This window comes from Pseudomonas cichorii (assembly GCF_019719005.1).
In the GTDB taxonomy this organism is placed as follows: Bacteria; Pseudomonadota; Gammaproteobacteria; order Pseudomonadales; family Pseudomonadaceae; genus Aquipseudomonas; species Aquipseudomonas cichorii_E.
The window spans coordinates 103,059-124,104 of sequence record NZ_JAIGPJ010000012.1; the positions used below are offsets into that span (position 1 = coordinate 103,059).

Sequence of the window (21,046 nt, forward strand, 5' to 3'; positions counted from 1 at the left end):
CCCTTTTTGGGGTGGCGACGCCGCAGAACCGCTGTTGCAGTAGTTTTTCCACCGGTGGTGGGTTTTGCCGACAGCCTTGTGTCATGATGCTCCAAACCGCAGGTAAGCCGCCTTTCTTATATATGACTAGATCCTCCGCGTTGTTCCTCGCCCTTGTCTTTCTCGGCGGCTGCCAGTCCATGGCTCCCGTCTCACAGCAACCTGTGACTGCACAGAAAGACACACCTCCCGTGCCTGAAACAAAGCCGCTGGTCTATGGCTCGTTCACTCAGGACACTCTGGTCAGCCTGCTCAGTGCCGAACTGGCAGGCCAGCGTAACCGTTTCGACATTGCGCTCGACAATTACGTCACCCAGGCGGTCAAGACCCAGGACCCGGCCGTTTCCGAACGGGCCTATCGCATCGCCGAGTATCTGGGCGCCGATCAGGCCGCTCTGGATACCGCCATGATCTGGGCACGCAACGACCCGGGCAACCTGGAAGCGCAAAGAGCCGCCGCGATTCAGCTGGCACGCTCCGGACGCTATGACGACTCCATGATGTACATGGAGAAGGTTCTGCAGGGTCAGGGCGATACGCATTTCGACTTCCTGGCGCTCTCTGCTGCGGAAACCGACACCGATACCCGCAATGGTCTGCTCAAGAGTTTCGACCGGCTGCTGGGTAAATACCCGAACAATGGCCAGTTGATCTTCGGCAAGGCGCTGCTGCTCCAGCAGAACGGCGACTCCGAGCGCTCCTTGCGCCTGCTTGAAGACAATCCGCCGAAGGACGGCGAAATTGCGCCAATCCTGTTGCGCACCCGCCTGCTGCAAGGCATGGGTCGTGGCAAGGAAGGGCTGCCGATCCTGGAAAAAAGCCTCAAGAAATACCCGGAAGACAAACGTCTGCGCCTGACCTACGCCCGCATGCTGGTCGAACAGAACCGCATGGAAGACGCCAAGGTGCAGTTCTCCAGCCTTCTGAAGCAATACCCGGATGACGACGAACTGCGTTTCTCCCTGGCGCTGGTCTGCCTGGAAGCCAAGGCCTGGGACGAAGCGGCCGTTTATCTGGAAGAGCTGGTGGAACGAGGCGCACATGTCGACTCCGCGCACCTGAACCTGGGCCGTATCCACGAAGAGCGCGACGACCCGCAAAGCGCCCTTGCCGAATACGCACAGGTCGGACCGGGCAGTGACTTCCTGTCCGCCCAGCTTCGCCAGAGCGACATTCTGATGAGCAACGGCAATGCCGCCGAAGCCTCCAAGCGCCTCGCCGAAGCCCGCGACTCGCAGCCGGACTACGCGATCCAGCTATACCTGATCGAAGCAGAAACCCTGACCAGCAACAATCAGCCCGACCGTGGCTGGCAAGTGCTGAATCAGGCGCTCAAGCAGTACCCTGACGACGTGAACCTGCTTTATACACGCGCCATGCTGGCTGAAAAGCGCAACGATCTGGCACAGATGGAAAAGGACCTGCGGGCAATCATCAAGCGCGAACCGGAAAACGCCATGGCCCTGAATGCCCTGGGTTATACCCTTTCGGATCGCACGACCCGTTACGCCGAAGCCAGGGAGCTGATTGAAAAGGCCCACACCCTGACACCGGACGATCCGGCCGTGCTCGACAGCCTGGGCTGGGTCAATTACCGCATGGGCAACCTGGACGAAGCCGAACGCCTGCTGCGTATGGCGCTTGAACGCTTCCCCGACCACGAAGTCGCCGCTCACCTGGGCGAAGTGCTCTGGGCCAAGGGCGAACAGCGTGAAGCCCGTAAAGTCTGGGCTAAAGCCCTCGAACAGCAACCTGACAGCCCTATTCTGCGTAGCACCGTGCTGCGCCTGACCGGATCAGAGAATCTTTGACGTTATGTTTTTGCGCCGTGTAATCGTATTCAGCCTCATTGCCCTGCTCACCGGCTGTGCCGGCCTGACTTCCCGCGAAGCCCTTCAGGGCAAGGGTGATCCCGCGCAGTGGCGCGAACACAAGCAACAACTGAGCAGCCTCGACGGCTGGCAGATCAACGGCAAGGTCGGCATTCGTGCTCCCCGGGACTCCGGCAGCGGGACCCTGTTCTGGCTGCAACGCCAGGATTATTACGACATTCGCCTCTCCGGCCCTCTGGGACGCGGTGCGGCACGCCTGACCGGTCGTCCCGGCGGCGTGACTCTCGAAGTGGCCAATCAGGGTCGCTATGAAGCGGCCAGCCCGGAAACCCTGTTACAGGATCAACTGGGCTGGAAACTTCCGGTCTCGCACCTCGTCTGGTGGGTACGCGGCCTTCCCGCTCCCGACAGCAAGAGCCGCCTGACCCTGGATGACGACAGCCGTCTGGCCAACCTCGAACAGGATGGCTGGCAGGTTGAATACCTCAGCTATGCCGAGCAGAACGGTTACTGGCTGCCTGAGCGCATCAAGCTGCACGGACAGGATCTGGACGTCACGCTGGTCATCAAGGACTGGCAGCCCCGCAAACTGGGGCAATAAGCATGAGCACGCCAAGCCTGACCCTGCCCGCTCCCGCCAAGCTGAACCTGATGCTGCACATTCTTGGCCGTCGCCCTGACGGCTATCACCAGCTGGAAACCATCTTTCAGTTTCTCGATTACGGCGACGAACTCGGCTTCGCCGTTCGCGAGGACGGTGAAATACGCCTGCAAACCGATGTTCCCGGCGTTCCTCACGACAGCAATCTGATCGTCAGGGCTGCCAGAGCATTGCAGAAACAGTCCGGCTGCACGCTGGGCATGGATATCTGGCTGGAAAAACGCCTGCCCATGGGCGGCGGCATCGGGGGTGGCAGTTCCGATGCGGCAACCACCCTGCTGGGTCTGAACCATCTCTGGCATCTTGGCTGGGACGAAGATCGCCTGGCCGCTCTGGGCCTGACTCTCGGGGCCGACGTCCCGGTTTTCGTGCGTGGGCGTGCTGCATTTGCAGAGGGTGTAGGAGAAATTCTCACCCCTATAAACCCCGAAGAACCGTGGTATTTGGTACTTGTGCCGCAAGTATCTGTAAGTACAGCAGAAATTTTTTCAGATCCACTGTTGACACGTGACACTCCTCCCATTAAAGTGCGCCCCGTTCCCAAGGGAAACAGTCAAAACGACTGTAGAGCGGTTGTAGAGAAGCGTTATCCAGATGTACGTAACGCTTTGAATTTGTTAGGTAATTTTACCGAAGCAAAATTAACCGGAACTGGAAGTTGTGTGTTTGGGGCCTTCCCAAACAAAGCTGAAGCTGATAAAGTCTCGGCCCTTCTTACAGAGACCCTTACAGGGTTCGTAGCAAAAGGAAGCAACGTTTCGATGTTGCATCGCAAGCTACAGATTCTGTGAAAAAGGAATCGAGTGCCAGGCACTCGGATTGATTCAATACAGGGGCGTCGCCAAGCGGTAAGGCAGCAGGTTTTGATCCTGCCATGCGTTGGTTCGAATCCAGCCGCCCCTGCCATTTTCTATACTCATCCAGGTATACCCTCAGCCTCCAGGTACTGCGCGTGTCCAAGATGATGGTCTTTACGGGGAACGCTAACCCCGATCTGGCTCGGCGTGTAGTACGTCAGCTGCATATCCCTCTCGGTGACGTCTCTGTCGGTAAGTTCTCCGACGGCGAGATCAGCACTGAGATCAATGAAAACGTCCGCGGTAAAGATGTCTTCATTATTCAGCCGACTTGCGCTCCGACCAACGATAACCTGATGGAACTCGTCGTGATGGCTGATGCCTTCCGCCGCTCCTCAGCGTCCCGAATCACTGCTGTGATTCCTTACTTTGGTTATGCCCGTCAGGATCGCCGTCCGCGTTCCGCACGTGTTGCCATCAGCGCGAAAGTCGTTGCTGACATGCTGACCGTGGTGGGTATCGATCGTGTTCTCACGGTTGATCTTCATGCTGACCAGATACAAGGTTTCTTCGATATTCCTGTAGATAACATCTACGGCTCCCCTGTTCTGGTGGATGACATCGAAGATCAGCGCTTTGAAAACCTGATGATCGTTTCCCCGGATATCGGTGGCGTCGTGCGTGCACGTGCTGTTGCCAAATCCCTGGGCGTCGATCTCGGGATCATCGACAAACGCCGTGAGAAAGCCAATCACTCCGAAGTGATGCATATCATCGGTGATGTCGAAGGGCGTACCTGTATTCTGGTCGACGACATGGTCGATACCGCCGGCACTCTGTGCCATGCGGCAAAGGCCCTGAAAGAGCATGGCGCAGCCAAGGTCTTTGCCTACTGCACACACCCTGTGCTGTCGGGTCGGGCGATCGAAAACATTGAAAATTCCGTGCTGGACGAACTGGTGGTGAGTAACACCATCCCGTTGTCCGCTGCTGCACAAGCCTGTAGCCGTATCCGTCAACTGGATATCGCACCGGTAGTCGCTGAAGCGGTTCGCCGTATCAGCAACGAAGAATCGATCAGCGCGATGTTCCGCTAAGGGTTTTCCCTGGCGCTCATCTCGTCGACGAAAAGCGCCCCGCCCTGGCATCCGGTCAGGGCGGGGCTTTTTTGCCCATATCGCATTGGCGCTGGTCGCAAACGCCAAAGCGAGTGTGGTTATTTTGGAGAAACAAAATGAATGATTTCACTCTGAATGCTGAAGTGCGTTCCGACCTGGGGAAAGGTGCGAGCCGCCGCCTGCGTCGTCTCGCAAGCCTGGTTCCAGCTGTTGTCTACGGTGCTGACAAAGCCCCTGAGTCCATCAGCATGCTGGCCAAAGAAGTTGCCAAACTGCTGGAAAACGAAGCTGCTTTCAGCCACGTTATCGAGCTGAATGTTGGTGGCAAGAAGCAGAACGTCCTGATCAAGGCACTGCAGCGTCACCCAGCAAAAGGTCACGTACTGCACGCTGACTTCGTACGTGTTGTTGCCGGCCAGAAACTGACCGCCATCGTTCCGGTTCACTTCATCAACGAAGAAGCTCCGGTCAAGAAAGGCGGCGAGATCTCGCACACCACTACCGAGCTGGAAGTTTCCTGCCTGCCTAAAGATCTGCCTGAGTTCATCGAAGTGGATCTGGGCGCTCTGGAAATCGGTTCCAACGTTCACCTGTCCGACCTCAAAGCGCCAAAAGGCGTTGAGTTCGTCGCACTGGCGCACGGTACCGACCTGGCTATCGCCAACGTCCACGCTCCACGCGTAGCTGCAGAAGACACCAAAGAAGAAGGCGCTGCCGAGTAATTCATTACTTGGTAACGTCGGAGTTGCTCAGGAAACATCGCGAGCGATAGCAGGCAAAGCGGGCGGGATCGCGGAGTTTACATCATGGTAAATGAGCACTTTTCGTCCACAGTTGCCGCTTTCGCAAGCGGTGTTATCCACAACTCCAAGGAAGAGCCCCTGTCGTGACCGCCATAAAACTGATCGTTGGCCTGGGAAACCCCGGCACTGAATACGAACAGACCCGGCATAACGCAGGGGCTCTTTTCGTTGAGCGTATTGCTGCGGCGCAACGAGTCAACCTCGTTCCCGAGCGCAAATTCTTTGGCCTGACCGGACGCTTCACGCATCAGGGTCAGGATGTTCGTCTGCTGATTCCTACTACCTACATGAACCGCAGCGGTCAGGCTGTAGCGGCACTCGCCGGCTTCTACCGCATTTCGGTCGACTCCATTCTGGTAGCGCACGACGAACTCGACCTGCCTCCCGGCGTTGCCAAACTGAAAGTTGGCGGCGGGCATGGCGGTCACAACGGTCTGCGCGACATCATCGCGCAGCTCGGTAACCAGAACACTTTCCATCGCTTGCGGCTTGGCATCGGCCACCCAGGCGATGCCAGCAAGGTCTCCGGTTTTGTCCTGGGTCGAGCTCCACGCGCCGAACAGGAAAAACTGGATGCCAGTATCGACTTTGCCCTCGGCGTGCTGCCGGATATCTTCGCCGGTGAATGGAACCGGGCGATGAAAAACCTGCACAGCCAGAAGGCCTGACATCACTCGAGGGGAAACACCATGGGATTCAACTGCGGAATCGTCGGCCTGCCTAACGTCGGCAAGTCCACCCTGTTCAACGCCCTGACCAAGTCCGGCATTGCGGCAGAGAACTTTCCCTTCTGCACGATCGAACCCAACACCGGTATCGTGCCGATGCCCGATCCACGTCTGGACGCTCTGGCCGCCATCGTAAAACCCGAGCGCGTCATGCCGACCACCATGGAGTTCGTCGACATCGCCGGTCTGGTGGCTGGCGCCTCCAAAGGTGAAGGCCTGGGCAACAAGTTCCTGGCCAACATCCGTGAAACCGATGCCATCGCCCACGTGGTCCGCTGCTTTGAAGACGAGAACGTGATTCACGTCTCCAACAGCGTCGACCCGAAACGCGATATCGAAATCATCGACCTCGAACTGATCTTTGCCGACCTCGACAGTTGCGAGAAGCAACTGCAGAAAGTCACTCGCAACGCCAAGGGCGGCGACAAGGATGCAGTGGCCCAGAAAGCCGTACTGGAAAAACTCATCGCTCACTTCACCGAAGGCAAGCCTGCACGCAGCCTGATGAAAGGCATGAGCGCCGACGAGAAACTGGTTATCCGCGGCTTCCACCTGCTGACCAGCAAGCCTGTGATGTACATCGCCAACGTGGCCGAAGACGGTTTCGAGAACAATCCGTTCCTGGACGTCGTCATGGCCATCGCCGAAGAAGAAGGCGCGATCGTGGTACCGGTCTGCAACAAGATCGAAGCCGAAATCGCCGAACTTGAAGAAGGCGAAGAGAAAGACATGTTCCTCGAAGCCCTGGGCCTCGAAGAGCCAGGCCTGAACCGCGTGATCCGCGCTGGCTACGAGCTGCTCAACCTGCAGACCTACTTCACCGCTGGCGTGAAAGAAGTCCGCGCCTGGACCGTCCGCGTAGGCGCCACCGCGCCACAAGGCGCTGCCGTGATCCACACCGACTTCGAAAAAGGCTTCATCCGCGCCGAAGTCATCGCCTACGAAGACTTCATCCAGTTCAAGGGCGAGGCCGGCGCCAAGGAAGCCGGTAAATGGCGTCTGGAAGGCAAGGAATACATCGTCAAGGATGGCGACGTGATGCACTTCCGCTTCAACGTCTGATGCCTGCCGTGGGTTGCCACGGATGCTGATGAATCCTAAAAGCCCCCGAATTGCCTGGCGATTCGGGGGTTTTGTGTTTATGCAGGTGGCATAACCATGCATAGCGGTTGGGGGGGCAATTGGCAGCTACGGGTAAGCAAAAGAATCACTTAGATGATGCGCTAGTAGAGGTAATGCCGATCAGTTAAGGCCCCTCCCACGGATTTTGATTCCAGCCACCCGTTTTTTGAAATCAGCCTCTTAACTGATCGCATTAGCTGGTAGACGCGATGGTGGAAATGATCACCCAACGCTGGCAACCTATACCGAGTCCCGCCTGGGTGTGTTGCGTTCCATCGCTTGGGCATCCAGATCTGGTACCGTCTTTTGCTCGCAGGCTGGCAACGGCCTTGAAAATTCCTTTTTTCAACGCCGTCAGCAAGATCAAGGAAAACCGTTTGCAGGGAGTGGAATAGATGCACCCCTTGAGCGCACGCGAGGTTTATCAGCAATTGAGGGACACGGCTCAGGGCATTCACTCCCTGCAATTTGTGCAGCACCTTGACTCGGGGCTGCTGCAAATCACTCTCGAAGGCTGGTGCCTGACCCTCGACTTCAGTGACAGGCGTCTGCATCATTGCCAACGCTGTCTTGACCCGGGCGGCAGGGAGTGGAGCCTGGAAACCCAGCGTTACGGCACAGATCCGGTCAGCCTGTTGAGCACCTGGGAGCTGGCGCAGATCGAGCGATTGCTGCTTCAGGCCTGCGATAGCGATTTTTCCATGTAAAATGCTGCCTTGTACTATCGTCAGGTCAGCTTGTCCCTTACAGTCGCGACCTCCAGTTGGCGCACTCAAGTCTTGTCAGAATCCAAGGTAAAAACTCTCGTGAAGATCTTAGTAACAGGTGGTGCAGGCTTCATTGGCTCGGCGGTCATTCGCCATATCATCGCCAACACGACCGACGCTGTGGTCAATGTCGACAAGCTGACCTACGCTGGCAATCTCGAATCCCTCCAGTCGGCGGACAAGAGCGAGCGTTATGCATTCGAGCATGTGGATATCTGCAACCGTGAAGAACTCGACCGGGTCTTTCACGATCACCAGCCCGATGCGGTGATGCACCTGGCTGCCGAGTCCCATGTCGACCGCTCCATCAGCGGGCCTTCGGAGTTTATCCAGACCAACATCATCGGCACTTACGCGCTGCTGGAAGCCGCTCGCGGTTACTGGAATGGACTGGACGATACGCGCAAGGCAGCGTTCCGCTTCCACCACATTTCCACCGATGAAGTGTATGGCGACCTTGAAGGGCCGGAAGACCTGTTCACCGAGACCACGCCTTATCAGCCAAGCTCGCCGTACTCGGCCAGCAAGGCCAGTTCCGACCATCTGGTGCGCGCCTGGAGCCGGACCTACGGCCTGCCGACACTGGTCACCAACTGCTCGAACAATTACGGCCCCTGCCACTTCCCTGAGAAGCTGATCCCGCTGATCATTCTCAACGCACTGGAAGGCAAGCCTCTGCCTATCTACGGCAAGGGCAATCAGGTCCGTGACTGGCTTTACGTGGAAGATCACGCACGCGCACTCTACAAGGTGGTGACCGAGGGCGAGATCGGCGAGACGTACAACATCGGCGGTCACAACGAAAAACAGAACATCGAAGTGGTGCACACTGTCTGCGCCCTGCTCGACCAGCTTCGTCCCGACTCGGCCTTCCGCCCCCATGCCGACCTGATCACTTATGTTCAGGACCGCCCCGGGCATGATCTACGCTATGCAATCGACGCCAGCAAGATTCAGCGTGAGCTGGGCTGGGTTCCCGAGGAAAGTTTCGAGTCCGGCATCCGCAAGACCGTGCAGTGGTACCTCGATAACCCTGAGTGGGTCGCTCATGTGAAAAGCGGTAGTTATCAACAATGGATCGATAAAAACTACGCATCGCGCACCGGGAAAGCATGAAAATACTTCTACTTGGGAAAAACGGTCAGGTCGGATGGGAATTGCAGCGCTCGCTGGCAGTGCTTGGCGAAGTGATAGCGCTGGATAGACATCCTGCACAGACCACTTGCGGCGAGCTGGCTGGCGACCTGGCTGATCTGACCGGTCTGCGGGATACGATTCGTCGTGTCCAGCCCCAGGTCATCGTCAATGCCGCGGCCTACACGGCTGTCGACAAGGCCGAGAGCGAGCGGGAAGCGGCACACCGGATCAACGCCCTGGCCAGCCAGGTCATGGCCGAAGAAGCCTGCCAGCTAGACGCTCTGCTGATTCACTACTCGACCGACTATGTGTTCGATGGCACAGGCACAACCGCCTGGAAAGAAAACGATGCGGTTTCGCCCATCAATCATTACGGCGCAACCAAACTCGAAGGTGAGCAGCTCATTGCTGCATCGGGCTGCAAATACCTGATCTTTCGTACCAGTTGGGTGTACGCGGCACGTGGCAACAATTTTGCCAAGACCATGCTGCGACTCGCCAAGGATCGTCCGACGCTCAGTGTCATCAGCGATCAGATCGGCGCGCCCACAGGCGCTGAGCTGCTGGCGGATGTAACGGCAGTTGCCCTGCAACAGACACTGGCGCGCCCGCAACTCGGCGGGATCTATCATCTGGCGCCAGCAGGCGAAGTGTCATGGCATGCCTACGCGCAATATGTCATCGACTTTGCCCGGGCCAATGGCGAGCAACTGGCAGTAGAAGCCGTCAATCCCATCGGGACCATCGACTATCCGACGCCCGCGCAACGGCCTTTGAATTCGCGCCTGGACACAGCAAAACTGCGTAGTGCCTTTTCCCTGCACTTGCCGGATTGGCAAAGTGGTGTAACCCGAATGCTCATGGAAACCCTGAATAAATGATCACGACCAATCGTAAAGGCATCATCCTGGCCGGAGGCTCGGGCACTCGTCTGCATCCGTTGACCCTCGGCGTTTCGAAGCAAATGCTGCCGATCTACGACAAGCCGATGATTTTCTATCCTCTGTCGGTGCTGATGCTGGCGGGGATGCGTGAAATCCTGATTATCTCCACGCCAGACGACTTGCCCTCTTTCCGCAAGCTCCTGGGAGACGGCAGCCAGTACGGCATCGAACTCACCTATGCAGAGCAACCCAGCCCCGATGGCCTGGCACAGGCTTTCCTGATCGGTGAAGAGTTCATTGGCAAGGATCCATGCTGCCTGATCCTTGGCGACAACATTTTCTACGGTCAGCACTTCTCGGAAAAACTGCACGCCGCGACTCAGCAAAGCAGTGGTGCGACTGTATTCGGCTATCACGTTTCAGATCCGGAGCGCTTTGGCGTGGTGGAGTTCGACGAAAGCGGTCGGGCACTGAGCATTGAAGAGAAACCGGCCAATCCGAAATCCAGCTATGCCGTGACCGGGCTGTATTTCTACGATAACCAGGTTGTCGAGATTGCCAGGAACATCAAGCCTTCCGAGCGTGGCGAACTGGAAATCACCGACGTGAACAAAGCCTATCTGGAACAGAAAAGCCTGACGGTGGAAATTCTGGGCCGCGGTTTCGCCTGGCTCGACACCGGCACCCACGAATCGCTTCTGGAGGCGAGCCACTTCGTGCATACCATCGAACAGCGTCAGGGCTGGAAAGTGGCCTGCCTGGAAGAAATCGCCTACTCCAATGGCTGGATCACGGCTCAACAACTGGGTGAGCAGGCTGAGAAACTGAAAAAGACCGGCTACGGTCAATACCTGCAAAAGCTGCTGAAACACGGCTCGTTCTGACCCCTGCGCTCCTCCTCTGCCTTTGGCTGCATCACGTGGCCAAAGGCGATATTTCTGCAACTCCTTCCTCTTAACGGCTGCCCGATGATCGGCATCTCAAGCTCTGAACGCTTGCGGCCGATAACGGCGTGACCGCGTAATTACAAGCCCAATCCTCCACTGCCTTATAGTGATTGCATTTAGCCATCATTTAGATCAAAGATGCATGCAGCCCAGAGCCTTGCATCGCATCTGGCCAGACCCGCTACAGGAATGCAGTCTGCCTTCACTCATGGATCTCACTTCACACACGGACTCCCATAGAAAGTACCTGTCGGGAAAGACAAGATGAACAAGGCCCATCTGAAGGCTGAGCTTCTGCAATACACATTAGGCAGCAACCTTGCAGGTCTGTGGGCTCAACTGGTCGCGGCAATCGGTATGGTGCTGCTGGTCCAGACATCGGAAATCGACCGCGAATGTCACTGGACATGGCTGACAATCGTCGTGACCACCCTGGGATTCAGGTATGCCTTGCATCACTACCTGCTCAAAGCCGCCAATACTCCCAGAGGTCAATCGATCGAATGGCTTGATAGAGCCTGGAAGCTTCAGGGAGCCGGCCTGTTTGCCACCGGTTTTCTGTGGGCGGTCCTGATTCTGAGTGAGTTCAACACGTATCCACCTGCCCAGCAGTACCTGATCATCATGGTGATGTCGGCCATGGCCGGTGGTGCCAGCGGAATATTGGCACCCATGCGTTTGATGGGGCCGGTGTACTTTGGCCTCATGATGCTGCCTGCGTGTTTTCAGTTGGCTGTGCAGACGCCTTCGCAGTGGATCCTCAGCGTCATTGGCGTCGTTTTTTACTGCCTGATGATTGCAGGGCATCGCAACAACTATGCCCGGCTGCGCAATTCCATCGAATTGAAGTATGAAAACTCGGATCTGGTCGAACAGTTGACCCAGCGCACCGAGGAAGTGCTCGCCACCAATGCAGAGCTTGAAGAGCGCGTCGCCGACAGGACCCGCTCCCTGCACAATCTGGCTCACCACGATCCGCTCACCGGCCTGCCTAACCGCCGTGGCCTGATGTACGACTTGAGCCCGCTGCCGGATTTCGCTCCCCGATTACGCGCCGTCCTGTTTCTCGACCTGGATCACTTCAAGCAGATCAATGACGGGCTGGGACATGCCTGTGGCGACGAAATCCTTCAGGGCGTTGCGAAGCGCTTGAAATCCCTGCTGCCCGACGGCTCTTCCATCGCCCGCTGGGGAGGCGATGAGTTCATTGTCGTGACGCCAGCATTACTCGATATCCGCACCCGGTCCTGGCAATTGGCTGAAAACCTCGGGGAAGCGCTGATAAAGAACTTCGAGGTCGCCTCTGCCTCCCTGCGTATCGGCGTCAGCATCGGCATTGCCATTCAGGGCGACGATGGCGACAACATTGAAACCCTGCTGCAAGCCTCCGACCTGGCATCCGCGGAAGCCAAGCGACAGGGCCGTGGCCGCATCGTGTTTTACGATCAGGAACTGGCGCGCATTCAGCGTCGCAAGCTGGACATCAACATCGCCCTGCGCCAGGCCGTGCATGATGAAAGCCTGTCCCTGGTATTCCAGCCCCTGATCTCGGCAACAACCGGCGAAGTGATGTGCATCGAAGCCTTGCTGCGCTGGAACCCTTCTCTACTGGGCGCTGTAGGCCCGCAGGAATTCATTCCCATAGCCGAAGAGTCCGACCTGATCGTCGAACTCGGCGCCTGGGTATTGCAGCAGGCCTGCCGCGCAGCCGTCACCTGGGAGAAAACCGGCCCCGAACTGCCGTCGGTTGCCGTGAACGTTTCCATTCGCCAGTTGGTGACTCCCGGCTTCACCCGATTCGTCGCCCAGACGCTCGCGATAGAGCGTCTGTCCCCTGCCCGGCTGATCGTGGAGGTTACCGAGTCTGTGTTTGACGAAGCCTGGAAGGATCGCATTCTCGAATCGCTGCATCACCTGAGAAAACTGGGTGTGCACATCCACATCGACGACTTCGGCACCGGCTATTCCTCACTGTCCAGATTGCGTGAGCTGCCCATCGATGGCATCAAGATCGACCGCTCATTCGTCGCCCAGCTTGATGACCGGGCCCTGGCCGTGGTCGAAAGTGCTGTGCTCATCGCCAAGCGCTTTTCGTTGAAGATCGTTGCCGAAGGGATCGAAACCCATACCCAGGCGCAATGCCTGCATGCCATGGGAGTGGATGAGTTCCAGGGTTATCTGCTGGGTAAACCGCAGCCCTGGGTGCAACTGCAAAGCGTGGCACCCACGTGGATCAATGAACCAGCAGTAGCCGTTTGACGGCAGCCCGACACAACGCAAGACACTGCTCCCCAATGCAAAACACCTCAACCGCCGGACCTGGCGATTGAGGTGTCATTGAGTGAAGCGCTCGGTAAGACCCTATCAACCCAACTGAAAGCGCGCTGTATTGTCGTTCAACGCACGACTGCCCTTGCTCAGGGTATCGGCCGCCTGATTGACGGCGCGTGCCCCATCAAGCAAACGACCTGCTGCCTGATCCACCTGTTGAATATTGTTACTGACCTCATCGGCCGTCGAAGCCTGTTCTTCGACCGCAGTGGAAATCTGCACCAGGGTGTCCGTCACACCTTGCACGGCAGAAGCAATTTCACCCAACCGCAAACCCAGCCCGGTCACGGACTGAGCATCGTTGACCGCCTGACCACAAGCCGCTTCCATCAGATTGACGGCCTGAGTCACGGTAGAGCGCAAGCTGTCCACAGTACCGGCGATTTCTGCCGTTGAGGCCTGAGTACGTTGCGACAGGCTGCGGACCTCATCGGCCACCACCGCAAACCCACGCCCCTGCTCGCCCGCCCGCGCCGCCTCGATGGCCGCGTTGAGCGCCAGCAGGTTGGTCTGTTCGGCAATACCACGAATAGCATCCACCACCGACTGGATCTGCTGCCCCTGCTCGCTGACACGTCCCAGAGCCGCAGCAGTGTCCGTCAGGCGCTGATTGAGCTGCTGGATGCTGTCGGTGGTACGTCGGCTGTCGCGGCTGCTTTCTTCTGCAATCTTGCGGGTCTGGCGTGCGCTGTCGGAAGCCTGTTCACAACTTCTGGCCACCCCCTGAGAAGTTGCCGCCAGCTCGGTGGCCGCGGCTGCAATCTGGCTGATCTGATACTGCTGCTCCTCGACTTCACTGAGCGTGCCATTTGACTGGGTATTGAGGGTCAGCACTGCATCACCCAGTTGCCGGGTTTCGTGATTGACGCCCAACAGGCTGGTACGCAACTGCACCACCGCAACGTTCAGCGCCTTGCTGATTGCGGCCAGCTCGTCACGCCCCTGAACCGAAACCTCGACGCACAGATTACCGTCGCGCAACGACTCGGCAAGCGTGGTAATACCGCTGGCACTGCGGCGAATTGAAGATTGCAGGCAGACGAACAGATAGAGCGCTGCCAGCAGCAGCACACCAAAGGCCACGGCCATCGGAATGAACTGCATGTTGGAAGTATCGCGGTAGTACTCGAGCCGATCGTTCAGAGAAACCAGCGACTGCTTGCGCAACTGAGCCATCCCGCCCAACAGGGTATCAATGCTGCGCTCGAACTCTTCGGGCTTGAGCTTGATGGTGCCACCGAATACGCCCTCATCCAGCACTTTCAGCTCGGCGTCCAGCATCGCGGAGGTCGCCTTGTATTTTACAGCCCAAGGCTCCAGCTCCGGCGGCAGCTTGGACAACAGCAGATTGCCCGCCTTGTGCATTTGATCCTTGGCATCATCGATGCGACCGCGCAGGTCACGCATCTGCAAACGACTTTGCAGACTGAACTGACCTGTAGCCACGGAGGTTTGACCGATACTGGCCATACGACCTATACGCTCGATCAGATCCGGCATCTGCTGAGTGGAAAGCTGCATCAGCATGTAGGTTTCCAGCCAGGGATCGAGGATCAGGCCGCTATCCATCGCGATCTGCTCACGCAAGGCCTGGGTCAGACTCAGGGCAGCCGTAAAACGATCATAGCCATCCGGCCACCAGCCGACGGTGCGCAACGAGGCAGAATCCAGGCCTTTTACGGACGCCTGCAATGCCCTGTAACGCTCCATTGCTTCAGCAGTGGCATCTTCCTGCGCCAATTTGGCGCCCACAGCATCAAGTGACTGGGAGATTTTCGAGACGTTGGCATCAAGCCTGGCAACCGCAGCCTTGGCCGCAGGAGTGGGTTCACGAAGAATATCGGCAGCCTTCCAGCGCGCCGCGTTATCACGCTGAGCCGATAGCTCGAAATCCAGGTCATCGAGAACCAGCAACTGACGCACACCTGACTGTTCGCCCGTAATCACCGCAAGCTTGTTGCGATAATCCTGAGCAATCATCCATACGCTGCCCACCAGAGGCAGCATGAACAACAAGAACAGGACCTGAAACTTACGCGCGAAACCAAAATGCCCCATCAGGCGCATACCTGGTGATAAAAGCCCACTCATGTCCGCCATCCCCCTGTGACACCCTGCAAAAACCGGGTAAACCCGTGCAGATGCCCTTTTTCAAAAAAGCCAAATAGCAAAATGCCATGTTATTGATTTAATGACGATAGCCATCGCTACTCGTTTATCCGAAAAGCGAAGTCGTCCATGTTTTAAAGGCACAAAAATGGATCTTGTTCAGTGCATTACGCGGAACAAAGCAAGATTTGGACCGAAGCAGGCCCTCTTGCAGCGAAATCCCACAAATGACGCAGAAAGTTCATCTAATGCGCAGAAAGTGGACGACCTGCGTGGACAACACGGGCACTGCGGTTCCCTTTCAGGCAAAACTCGCGTGGCCTCACCGACGCAAACGCCTTCCAGCACTCGGAAAACCGAACATCAGCCGTTCTGTGACGGCGTTCGTAGCGGCCTGAAAAATGAGTCCCGTAACATGTCACTGGAAGAAACAGTCGGAGTGAATGGCAGGAGACGCCATCGACTGACACGCGCCACGAATGCGAGCAGGTTAGCCAGGCCGCAAGACAAATAGCCGTACCCTCCAAAGCCCCTGAAAACAGAGGCGCTGCAGCAGACCCGAGCTAACCGATTGATCAATCGCAATTATTTTTCATATCGACGCTTGACACATAGTCGTTCTGCGCGAATAATGCGCGCCACTTGGCTACATAGCTCAGTTGGTTAGAGCATAGCATTCATAATGCTGGGGTCCGGGGTTCAAGTCCCTGTGTAGCCACCAAGTTCAACAAGAAGCCCGCCTCGTGCGGGCTTTCTTGTTTCTGACGCTCAGCAATCCGCTATCCCCCTCCCCTGATACCCAATTCGCCCGCTCGATAATCCTGGGCCACTGTCTTCTGATTCCACCACCTGTCGGATAAAGCCAAGGCTCTAGACTGAGCTTCTTCGTCCTCGGCAGGCCCACAACCCAGCCAGGCTTGCATCACAGAATGCCTCACCATCAGGCACGCGAGGCATCGGCGCAGAAACGAACATAAATAAAGGAGCAATTGCAAATCGTTTGTATTTACATACTTGTGAAAAAATTGTTAAATCCTGCGCTTCACGCCGCCCTTTGCCATGTCGAGCGCCCTCCGCTACGCCTCTCGCAAAGTTGCCAAGTCTTCATGCCCCTCTAGGAATCACGAGATGCTTCGTCCCTTTATCCCCACGCTGACCGGTGCTCTGGCACTAGGCCTCTCGGCCGTTGCCATGGCTGCTCCTGTCAGCTTGAACCTGCCATCTCAGTCCCTGTCGTCGTCTCTGACTCAATTGAGCAAGGCCAGCGGCATGCAAGTGACTTTCGATGCCAAGTCCGTCGCGGGCAAACAGGCGCCAGCGGTACGTGGCAATCTGGAGCCGGCGCAAGCACTGAATCAGTTGCTGGCCGGAAGTGGTCTCGGTGCAACCGTGCAGGGTAATTCTGCACAGGTATTCCAGCAGCAGGCCGCAGGCCCGGTATCGCTGGGTAACGTGAATATCGATGCCGACACGGGCATTGCCGGGGTTGCGACCACCGAAGGCACCAACTCCTACACTACGGGCTCCATGAATACGGCGACCAAGTTGCCATTGTCGATCCGTGAAACGCCTCAGTCGGTCAGCGTCATCACGCGCCAGCGCATGGATGACACTGGCATGAATGACCTCAATGACGTTGTCAAATATGCACCGGGCGTGACTCTTCGCAAGTTCGGTCAGGACCGTCAGCAGTTCCTGGCTCGTGGCTTCACCATCGATAACCTGATGTATGACGGCCTGCCTAGCATCCTGAGTACTTTCACTCAGGACACCCTGGCCGAGGCTGACCTTTCCATCTATGACCGCGTTGAAGTGGTTCGTGGTGCAACGGGCCTAATGACCGGTGCAGGCAACCCGTCGGCGACACTGAATATGGTGCGCAAGCGTCCTACCGCGACGCCGCAGGTCAGCATCACCACCAGCGCTGGCAGTTGGGATCGTTACCGTACTGAAGTCGATGCCTCCAACAAGCTGAACGAGTCCGGCACCCTTCGCGGCCGCTTTGTGACTGCTTATCAGGATGACAAAAGTTTTGTCGATGAGCGCAACAAACAGCGTCAGACCTTTTACGGAGTTCTGGAAGCCGATCTGAGCGATGCCACCACCTGGAGCATTGGCGCCTCCAAACAGCGTGACGACGCGACTTCCGACTGGGGTAGCCTGCCATCAGGCCCTAACGGTGAAAATCTGCACTTTTCGCGCTCGACCTTTTTGAGCGGCGACTGGGCTTATTGGGACAGGGATAATGTCAGCGTATTCACTGACGTGACTCACCGTTTCGACAATGGCTGGAACGCAAAACTGGCAGCAGCGAAAATCTGGGCCAAGTCAGAAAGCTTTTCCAACTATCTGCAACTCGACTCAACATCCTCTACATACACATTAGGGGCTGGTGCCTATGACACCACGGATGTACAAACCAACCTGGATGGCACGCTCACTGGCCCCTTCCAGTTGTTTGGTCGAGAGCATGAGTTGACGCTCGGTGCGAGCCGTCGCCAGGAAAAATTCGATCAGGTCGGTGGCTGGTGGAATGCCTATACCGTAGATCCTTTTGCTATCACCCCTGGCACGATTGTGAAGCCAGAACGTGGCGACAGTAACTGGAACTTCTACCAAGGCAAAAACACGGCGACAGAAGAAGCTGTTTATGCAGCAGCACGCTTCAACCCGACCGATAAACTGCACGTGATCGTTGGTAGCCGGTTGAGCTGGTATGACTACGATGACCGCAGCGGCACCAGCGACTACAAGGTCACACAGGAAGTCACCCCTTACGCGGGCGTTATTTACGACCTGAACGATACCTACTCGGTCTACGCCAGCTATACCGAAATCTTCAAGCCGCAAGACAACAAAAGCGCCTCAGGCTCTGTACTTGATCCGATGACCGGTGAAAGCTACGAAATCGGATTGAAAGGCGAATACTTCGATGGCGCACTGAACGCATCGGTAGCGCTCTTCGATATGACTCAGGAAAACCGCGCGTATGAGATTGCCAACCAGTCCACGGCCAACTGCCCAAGCTTCCCTGCCACCCGGTGTTACAGCGCTGCTGGCGAAGTACGCAGTCGTGGTATCGACACCGAGATCAGCGGTGCACTGACCCCGAACTGGCAGTTCTCCGCAGCCTATACCTATCTGCTGAGCCAGTACGTCAAAGATGCCGAAGAGCGTAACGAAGGTCGTAACTTCTCGCCGGATCAACCCAAGCATCTGTTCAAGGCCGTCACCAGCTACAACCTGCAGGGCGATCTGAGCAAATGGCGCGTTGGTGCAGATATTCTTGCCCAAAGCGAAACCTTTGAGCGGGTCGGCAATGGCTATGCGACTCAGAATGCGTATTCTGTCGTTGGTCTGATGGCTGGCTACAAGTTCGACGAGCACTGGGATGGCCGCGTCAATTTCAATAACGTGTTTGATACCAAGTACTGGCAAGGTATTCCTGAAGGCGGCGGCATGGGCGTCTACGGCGATCCACGCAACCTGATGTTCTCGCTGAAGTGGACTCTCTGATCCCTCTGACGCACTGAAAACCTCTGAAAAGCCGATGCCAGAGCTTCTGGCATCGGCTTTTTCATGCCTGCCATCCGGTATTGTTTTGAAACATTCTGCTCCGCATGCCTGGCGATACCTGTAGGAATTTTTCACACCGCCTGCGTTACCATTTCTGGTCGAAATTCAGTCAGAGCCTGAAACCAGGATGTCCGTAAACCCCGCCGAACCGTCTTCAAACCTGCCTGCTGTACTCGCTGGTCCTGTCTTGCGTCGTCAGGAAGCAAACCGCCTGGTGCTTTGGCTGACAGGGTCGCGAGCGCTTTCCATGACTTTGCGTCTGCAATTCACTGACGCCAACGGGGCGCAGGCTTGCACGGACTATCCGCTCGACGCCGGGCAATGCAAGGTTATCGCTGTAGGTCGTCATGCCTTTGTACACCTGATCGACGTAAAGCTGGATAACGAACTCCCCAGAGACACCCTGATCGGTTACGACCTGCTGATCGATGGCGAAACGCACAGCGGCATCGCCGACTGGGCGCCTCATCTGCTGTACGCCGAAACCGGCAGCCCGAACTTTGTGGTGCGCAGCAAGATCGACCATATGCTCCACGGCTCATGCCGCAAACCGCATCATCCTGCGGCTGACGGCCTGCTGTGTGTCGACCGCCTGCTGGCAGATGCAAAAGATCCGCTGGAGCGCCCTGCCCTGCTGATGATGAGCGGCGATCAGGTTTACGCCGACGACGTTGCTGGCCCCATGCTGCGTGCCATTCATGCCTTGATCGAACGCCTTGGCCTGTTCGGGGAGCGGCTTGAAGGTGCTGTGATCGATGACAGCGTCGATCTCTATCAGCACCCGGCCAGCTATTACCAGCGCGCCGATCTGCTGCCGGCACTCAAGAGCAACGAAACGCTGCGCGAGCGGTTCTTTGGCGGGGTCAGTAAACCTGTGTTCACCAGCAGTTCGGCGGACAACCATCTGGTCACGCTGGCGGAAGTCATGGCGATGTATCTGCTGGTCTGGTCGCCGACACCCTGGACACTGATCAATCCGGACATGCCGAAGCTCGATGCCGAACAGTGCGAACGCTACGTAAGAGAACAGCACCTGATCGACGATTTCAAACGCGGCGTGGGTGGCGTAGCGCGGGCCATGGCGCATCTGCCCTGCATGATGATTTTCGATGACCACGACATCACCGATGACTGGAACCTGTCTGCCAACTGGGAAGAAAGCGCCTACGGCCATCCGTTCTCCAAACGCATCATCGGCAACGCGCTGCTCGCCTATCTGCTGTGCCAGGGCTGGGGCAACAATCCTGATGCGTTTGATGACCTTATCCGCCAGGTCGAGGCCTTGAGTGCAGAGGTCAAGGACCATGACAACCGCTGGGCCAGCAAGAACCAGGATGCCGTGATCGACAAACTGCTGCACTTCCAGCAATGGCACTACGTTTTACCTACCAGCCCGGCGCTGGTGGTGCTCGATACCCGTACCCGGCGCTGGCGCAGTGAGTGGAACTTCAGTCAGCCCTCAGGCCTGATGGACTGGGAAGCGCTCAGCGAACTGCAGCAAGAGTTGCTCGACCACAAGGCCGCAATCATCGTGTCGCCAGCGCCCGTGTTCGGGGTCAAGCTGATAGAGGCTATCCAGCGGGTATTCAGCTGGCTCGGTTATCCGTTGCTGGTGGATGCGGAAAACTGGATGGCGCATCGCGGGGCCGCACAGGTCATTCTCAACATCTTTGGTCATTCCAGGACGCCGGGGAACTACGTCATCCTTTCCGGAGACGTGCATTATTCGTTTGTCTACGAAATCCTGATTCGCAAGCGCAGCGGCGGGCCACGTATCTGGCAGATCACCAGCAGCGGCATCAAGAACGAGTTTCCCCGTCGCCTGCTCGACACCTTCGATCGCCTGAACCGCTGGCTCTACTCGCCGCGCTCGCCGCTCAACTGGTTCACCAAACGTCGGCGCATGAAAGTCATTCCGCGCACGCCGCAGCACAGCAAGGCCGGTGAGCGGTTATGGAATTCGGCAGGTATCGGCCAGGTCTTTTTCAATGAGCGTGGCGAGCCGACCCTGATCAATCAGCTCAACGCTAATGGCTCTGCGCCCACCTGCTTCGTCAAACCGGAAGAGTACAAGGACGAGCGGTCCTCGCCGGACAGCAGTTTTCTGGAAAATGACGGCAAAACGAGCGATAGTCACCGCTGAACCTTATCGGCGATTGCCGGGTCGATAGTAGCTACCAGATTTTGTGAACACT

General features: G+C 57.1%; 15 protein-coding genes and 2 tRNA genes. 16 read left to right on the forward strand and 1 reads right to left on the reverse strand.

Annotation, left to right across the window (positions count from 1 at the left end):
• Window positions 1-122 precede the first annotated feature (122 nt).
• The 13 genes from K5D32_RS11910 (at window position 123) to K5D32_RS11970 (ending at window position 13,094) form a co-directional block, all read left to right on the forward strand.
• A complete protein-coding gene (locus K5D32_RS11910) occupies window positions 123-1,850 on the forward strand; it encodes a tetratricopeptide repeat protein (RefSeq protein WP_221594266.1) in 1,728 nt (575 codons plus the stop codon).
• Window positions 1,851-1,854: 4 nt separating this feature from the next.
• Window positions 1,855-2,472, forward strand: a complete 618-nt coding sequence (gene lolB / locus K5D32_RS11915; protein WP_221600412.1) for a lipoprotein insertase outer membrane protein LolB — start codon at window positions 1,855-1,857, stop codon at window positions 2,470-2,472.
• 2 nt (window positions 2,473-2,474) lie between these two features.
• Window positions 2,475-3,323, forward strand: coding sequence for a 4-(cytidine 5'-diphospho)-2-C-methyl-D-erythritol kinase (gene ispE / locus K5D32_RS11920; protein ID WP_221600414.1), 849 nt, complete (start codon window positions 2,475-2,477; stop codon window positions 3,321-3,323).
• 40 nt (window positions 3,324-3,363) lie between these two features.
• Window positions 3,364-3,438: transfer RNA gene (locus tag K5D32_RS11925), tRNA-Gln, on the forward strand.
• Between the two features lie 46 nt (window positions 3,439-3,484).
• Window positions 3,485-4,426 carry a ribose-phosphate pyrophosphokinase gene (locus K5D32_RS11930; RefSeq protein WP_025258597.1) on the forward strand — a complete coding sequence of 314 codons (942 nt, stop codon included), beginning with the start codon at window positions 3,485-3,487 and terminating at the stop codon, window positions 4,424-4,426.
• A gap of 137 nt (window positions 4,427-4,563) precedes the next feature.
• Window positions 4,564-5,169 (forward strand): 50S ribosomal protein L25/general stress protein Ctc, encoded by a 606-nt coding sequence (locus tag K5D32_RS11935; RefSeq protein WP_025258596.1) that lies wholly within the window; start codon window positions 4,564-4,566, stop codon window positions 5,167-5,169.
• A gap of 164 nt (window positions 5,170-5,333) precedes the next feature.
• Window positions 5,334-5,918: an aminoacyl-tRNA hydrolase gene (gene pth, locus K5D32_RS11940; protein ID WP_025258595.1), complete on the forward strand. Its 585-nt coding sequence runs from the start codon at window positions 5,334-5,336 to the stop codon at window positions 5,916-5,918.
• A gap of 21 nt (window positions 5,919-5,939) precedes the next feature.
• On the forward strand, window positions 5,940-7,040 hold the full coding sequence (ychF, locus tag K5D32_RS11945) for a redox-regulated ATPase YchF (protein WP_221578018.1): 1,101 nt from the start codon (window positions 5,940-5,942) through the stop codon (window positions 7,038-7,040).
• A gap of 455 nt (window positions 7,041-7,495) precedes the next feature.
• Window positions 7,496-7,807: a hypothetical protein gene (locus K5D32_RS11950; protein ID WP_221600416.1), complete on the forward strand. Its 312-nt coding sequence runs from the start codon at window positions 7,496-7,498 to the stop codon at window positions 7,805-7,807.
• A 99-nt stretch (window positions 7,808-7,906) separates the two neighbouring features.
• Complete coding sequence (gene rfbB / locus K5D32_RS11955) at window positions 7,907-8,983, forward strand: dTDP-glucose 4,6-dehydratase (protein WP_221600418.1); 1,077 nt, start codon at window positions 7,907-7,909, stop codon at window positions 8,981-8,983.
• Complete coding sequence (gene rfbD / locus K5D32_RS11960) at window positions 8,980-9,885, forward strand: dTDP-4-dehydrorhamnose reductase (RefSeq protein ID WP_221594269.1); 906 nt, start codon at window positions 8,980-8,982, stop codon at window positions 9,883-9,885. Before rfbB ends, rfbD begins: the two co-directional genes overlap by 4 nt.
• Window positions 9,882-10,772, forward strand: a complete 891-nt coding sequence (gene rfbA / locus K5D32_RS11965; RefSeq protein ID WP_221600420.1) for a glucose-1-phosphate thymidylyltransferase RfbA — start codon at window positions 9,882-9,884, stop codon at window positions 10,770-10,772. The genes rfbD and rfbA overlap by 4 nt, the downstream gene beginning before the upstream one ends.
• 327 nt (window positions 10,773-11,099) lie before the next feature.
• Window positions 11,100-13,094 (forward strand): bifunctional diguanylate cyclase/phosphodiesterase, encoded by a 1,995-nt coding sequence (locus K5D32_RS11970; RefSeq protein WP_221600422.1) that lies wholly within the window; start codon window positions 11,100-11,102, stop codon window positions 13,092-13,094.
• Between the two features lie 105 nt (window positions 13,095-13,199).
• On the opposite strand, the gene K5D32_RS11975 is transcribed toward K5D32_RS11970, so the two are convergent.
• Window positions 13,200-15,257 carry a methyl-accepting chemotaxis protein gene (locus K5D32_RS11975; protein WP_221578023.1) on the reverse strand — a complete coding sequence of 686 codons (2,058 nt, stop codon included), beginning with the start codon at window positions 15,255-15,257 and terminating at the stop codon, window positions 13,200-13,202.
• Window positions 15,258-15,919: 662 nt separating this feature from the next.
• Between K5D32_RS11975 and K5D32_RS11980 the strand changes: the two genes are divergently transcribed.
• The 3 genes from K5D32_RS11980 (at window position 15,920) to K5D32_RS11990 (ending at window position 20,994) form a co-directional block, all read left to right on the forward strand.
• Window positions 15,920-15,996: transfer RNA gene (locus tag K5D32_RS11980), tRNA-Met, on the forward strand.
• 407 nt (window positions 15,997-16,403) lie between these two features.
• Complete coding sequence (locus K5D32_RS11985) at window positions 16,404-18,791, forward strand: TonB-dependent siderophore receptor (protein WP_221600424.1); 2,388 nt, start codon at window positions 16,404-16,406, stop codon at window positions 18,789-18,791.
• 187 nt (window positions 18,792-18,978) lie between these two features.
• Window positions 18,979-20,994: an alkaline phosphatase D family protein gene (locus tag K5D32_RS11990; protein ID WP_221594273.1), complete on the forward strand. Its 2,016-nt coding sequence runs from the start codon at window positions 18,979-18,981 to the stop codon at window positions 20,992-20,994.
• Window positions 20,995-21,046: the final 52 nt, after the last annotated feature.

Excerpts from the sequence above, each read along its gene's own strand:
- rfbA (WP_221600420.1), top strand. The coding sequence starts at position 9,882 with ATGATCACGACCAATCGTAAAGGCATCATCCTGGCCGGAGGCTCGGGC.
- K5D32_RS11935 (WP_025258596.1), top strand. The coding sequence starts at position 4,564 with ATGAATGATTTCACTCTGAATGCTGAAGTGCGTTCCGACCTGGGGAAA.
- lolB (WP_221600412.1), top strand. The coding sequence starts at position 1,855 with ATGTTTTTGCGCCGTGTAATCGTATTCAGCCTCATTGCCCTGCTCACC.
- K5D32_RS11950 (WP_221600416.1), top strand. The coding sequence starts at position 7,496 with ATGCACCCCTTGAGCGCACGCGAGGTTTATCAGCAATTGAGGGACACG.
- ispE (WP_221600414.1), top strand. The coding sequence starts at position 2,475 with ATGAGCACGCCAAGCCTGACCCTGCCCGCTCCCGCCAAGCTGAACCTG.
- K5D32_RS11975 (WP_221578023.1), bottom strand. The coding sequence starts at position 15,257 with ATGAGTGGGCTTTTATCACCAGGTATGCGCCTGATGGGGCATTTTGGT.
- K5D32_RS11970 (WP_221600422.1), top strand. The coding sequence starts at position 11,100 with ATGAACAAGGCCCATCTGAAGGCTGAGCTTCTGCAATACACATTAGGC.
- K5D32_RS11910 (WP_221594266.1), top strand. The coding sequence starts at position 123 with ATGACTAGATCCTCCGCGTTGTTCCTCGCCCTTGTCTTTCTCGGCGGC.
- K5D32_RS11985 (WP_221600424.1), top strand. The coding sequence starts at position 16,404 with ATGCTTCGTCCCTTTATCCCCACGCTGACCGGTGCTCTGGCACTAGGC.
- rfbD (WP_221594269.1), top strand. The coding sequence starts at position 8,980 with ATGAAAATACTTCTACTTGGGAAAAACGGTCAGGTCGGATGGGAATTG.
- ychF (WP_221578018.1), top strand. The coding sequence starts at position 5,940 with ATGGGATTCAACTGCGGAATCGTCGGCCTGCCTAACGTCGGCAAGTCC.
- K5D32_RS11990 (WP_221594273.1), top strand. The coding sequence starts at position 18,979 with ATGTCCGTAAACCCCGCCGAACCGTCTTCAAACCTGCCTGCTGTACTC.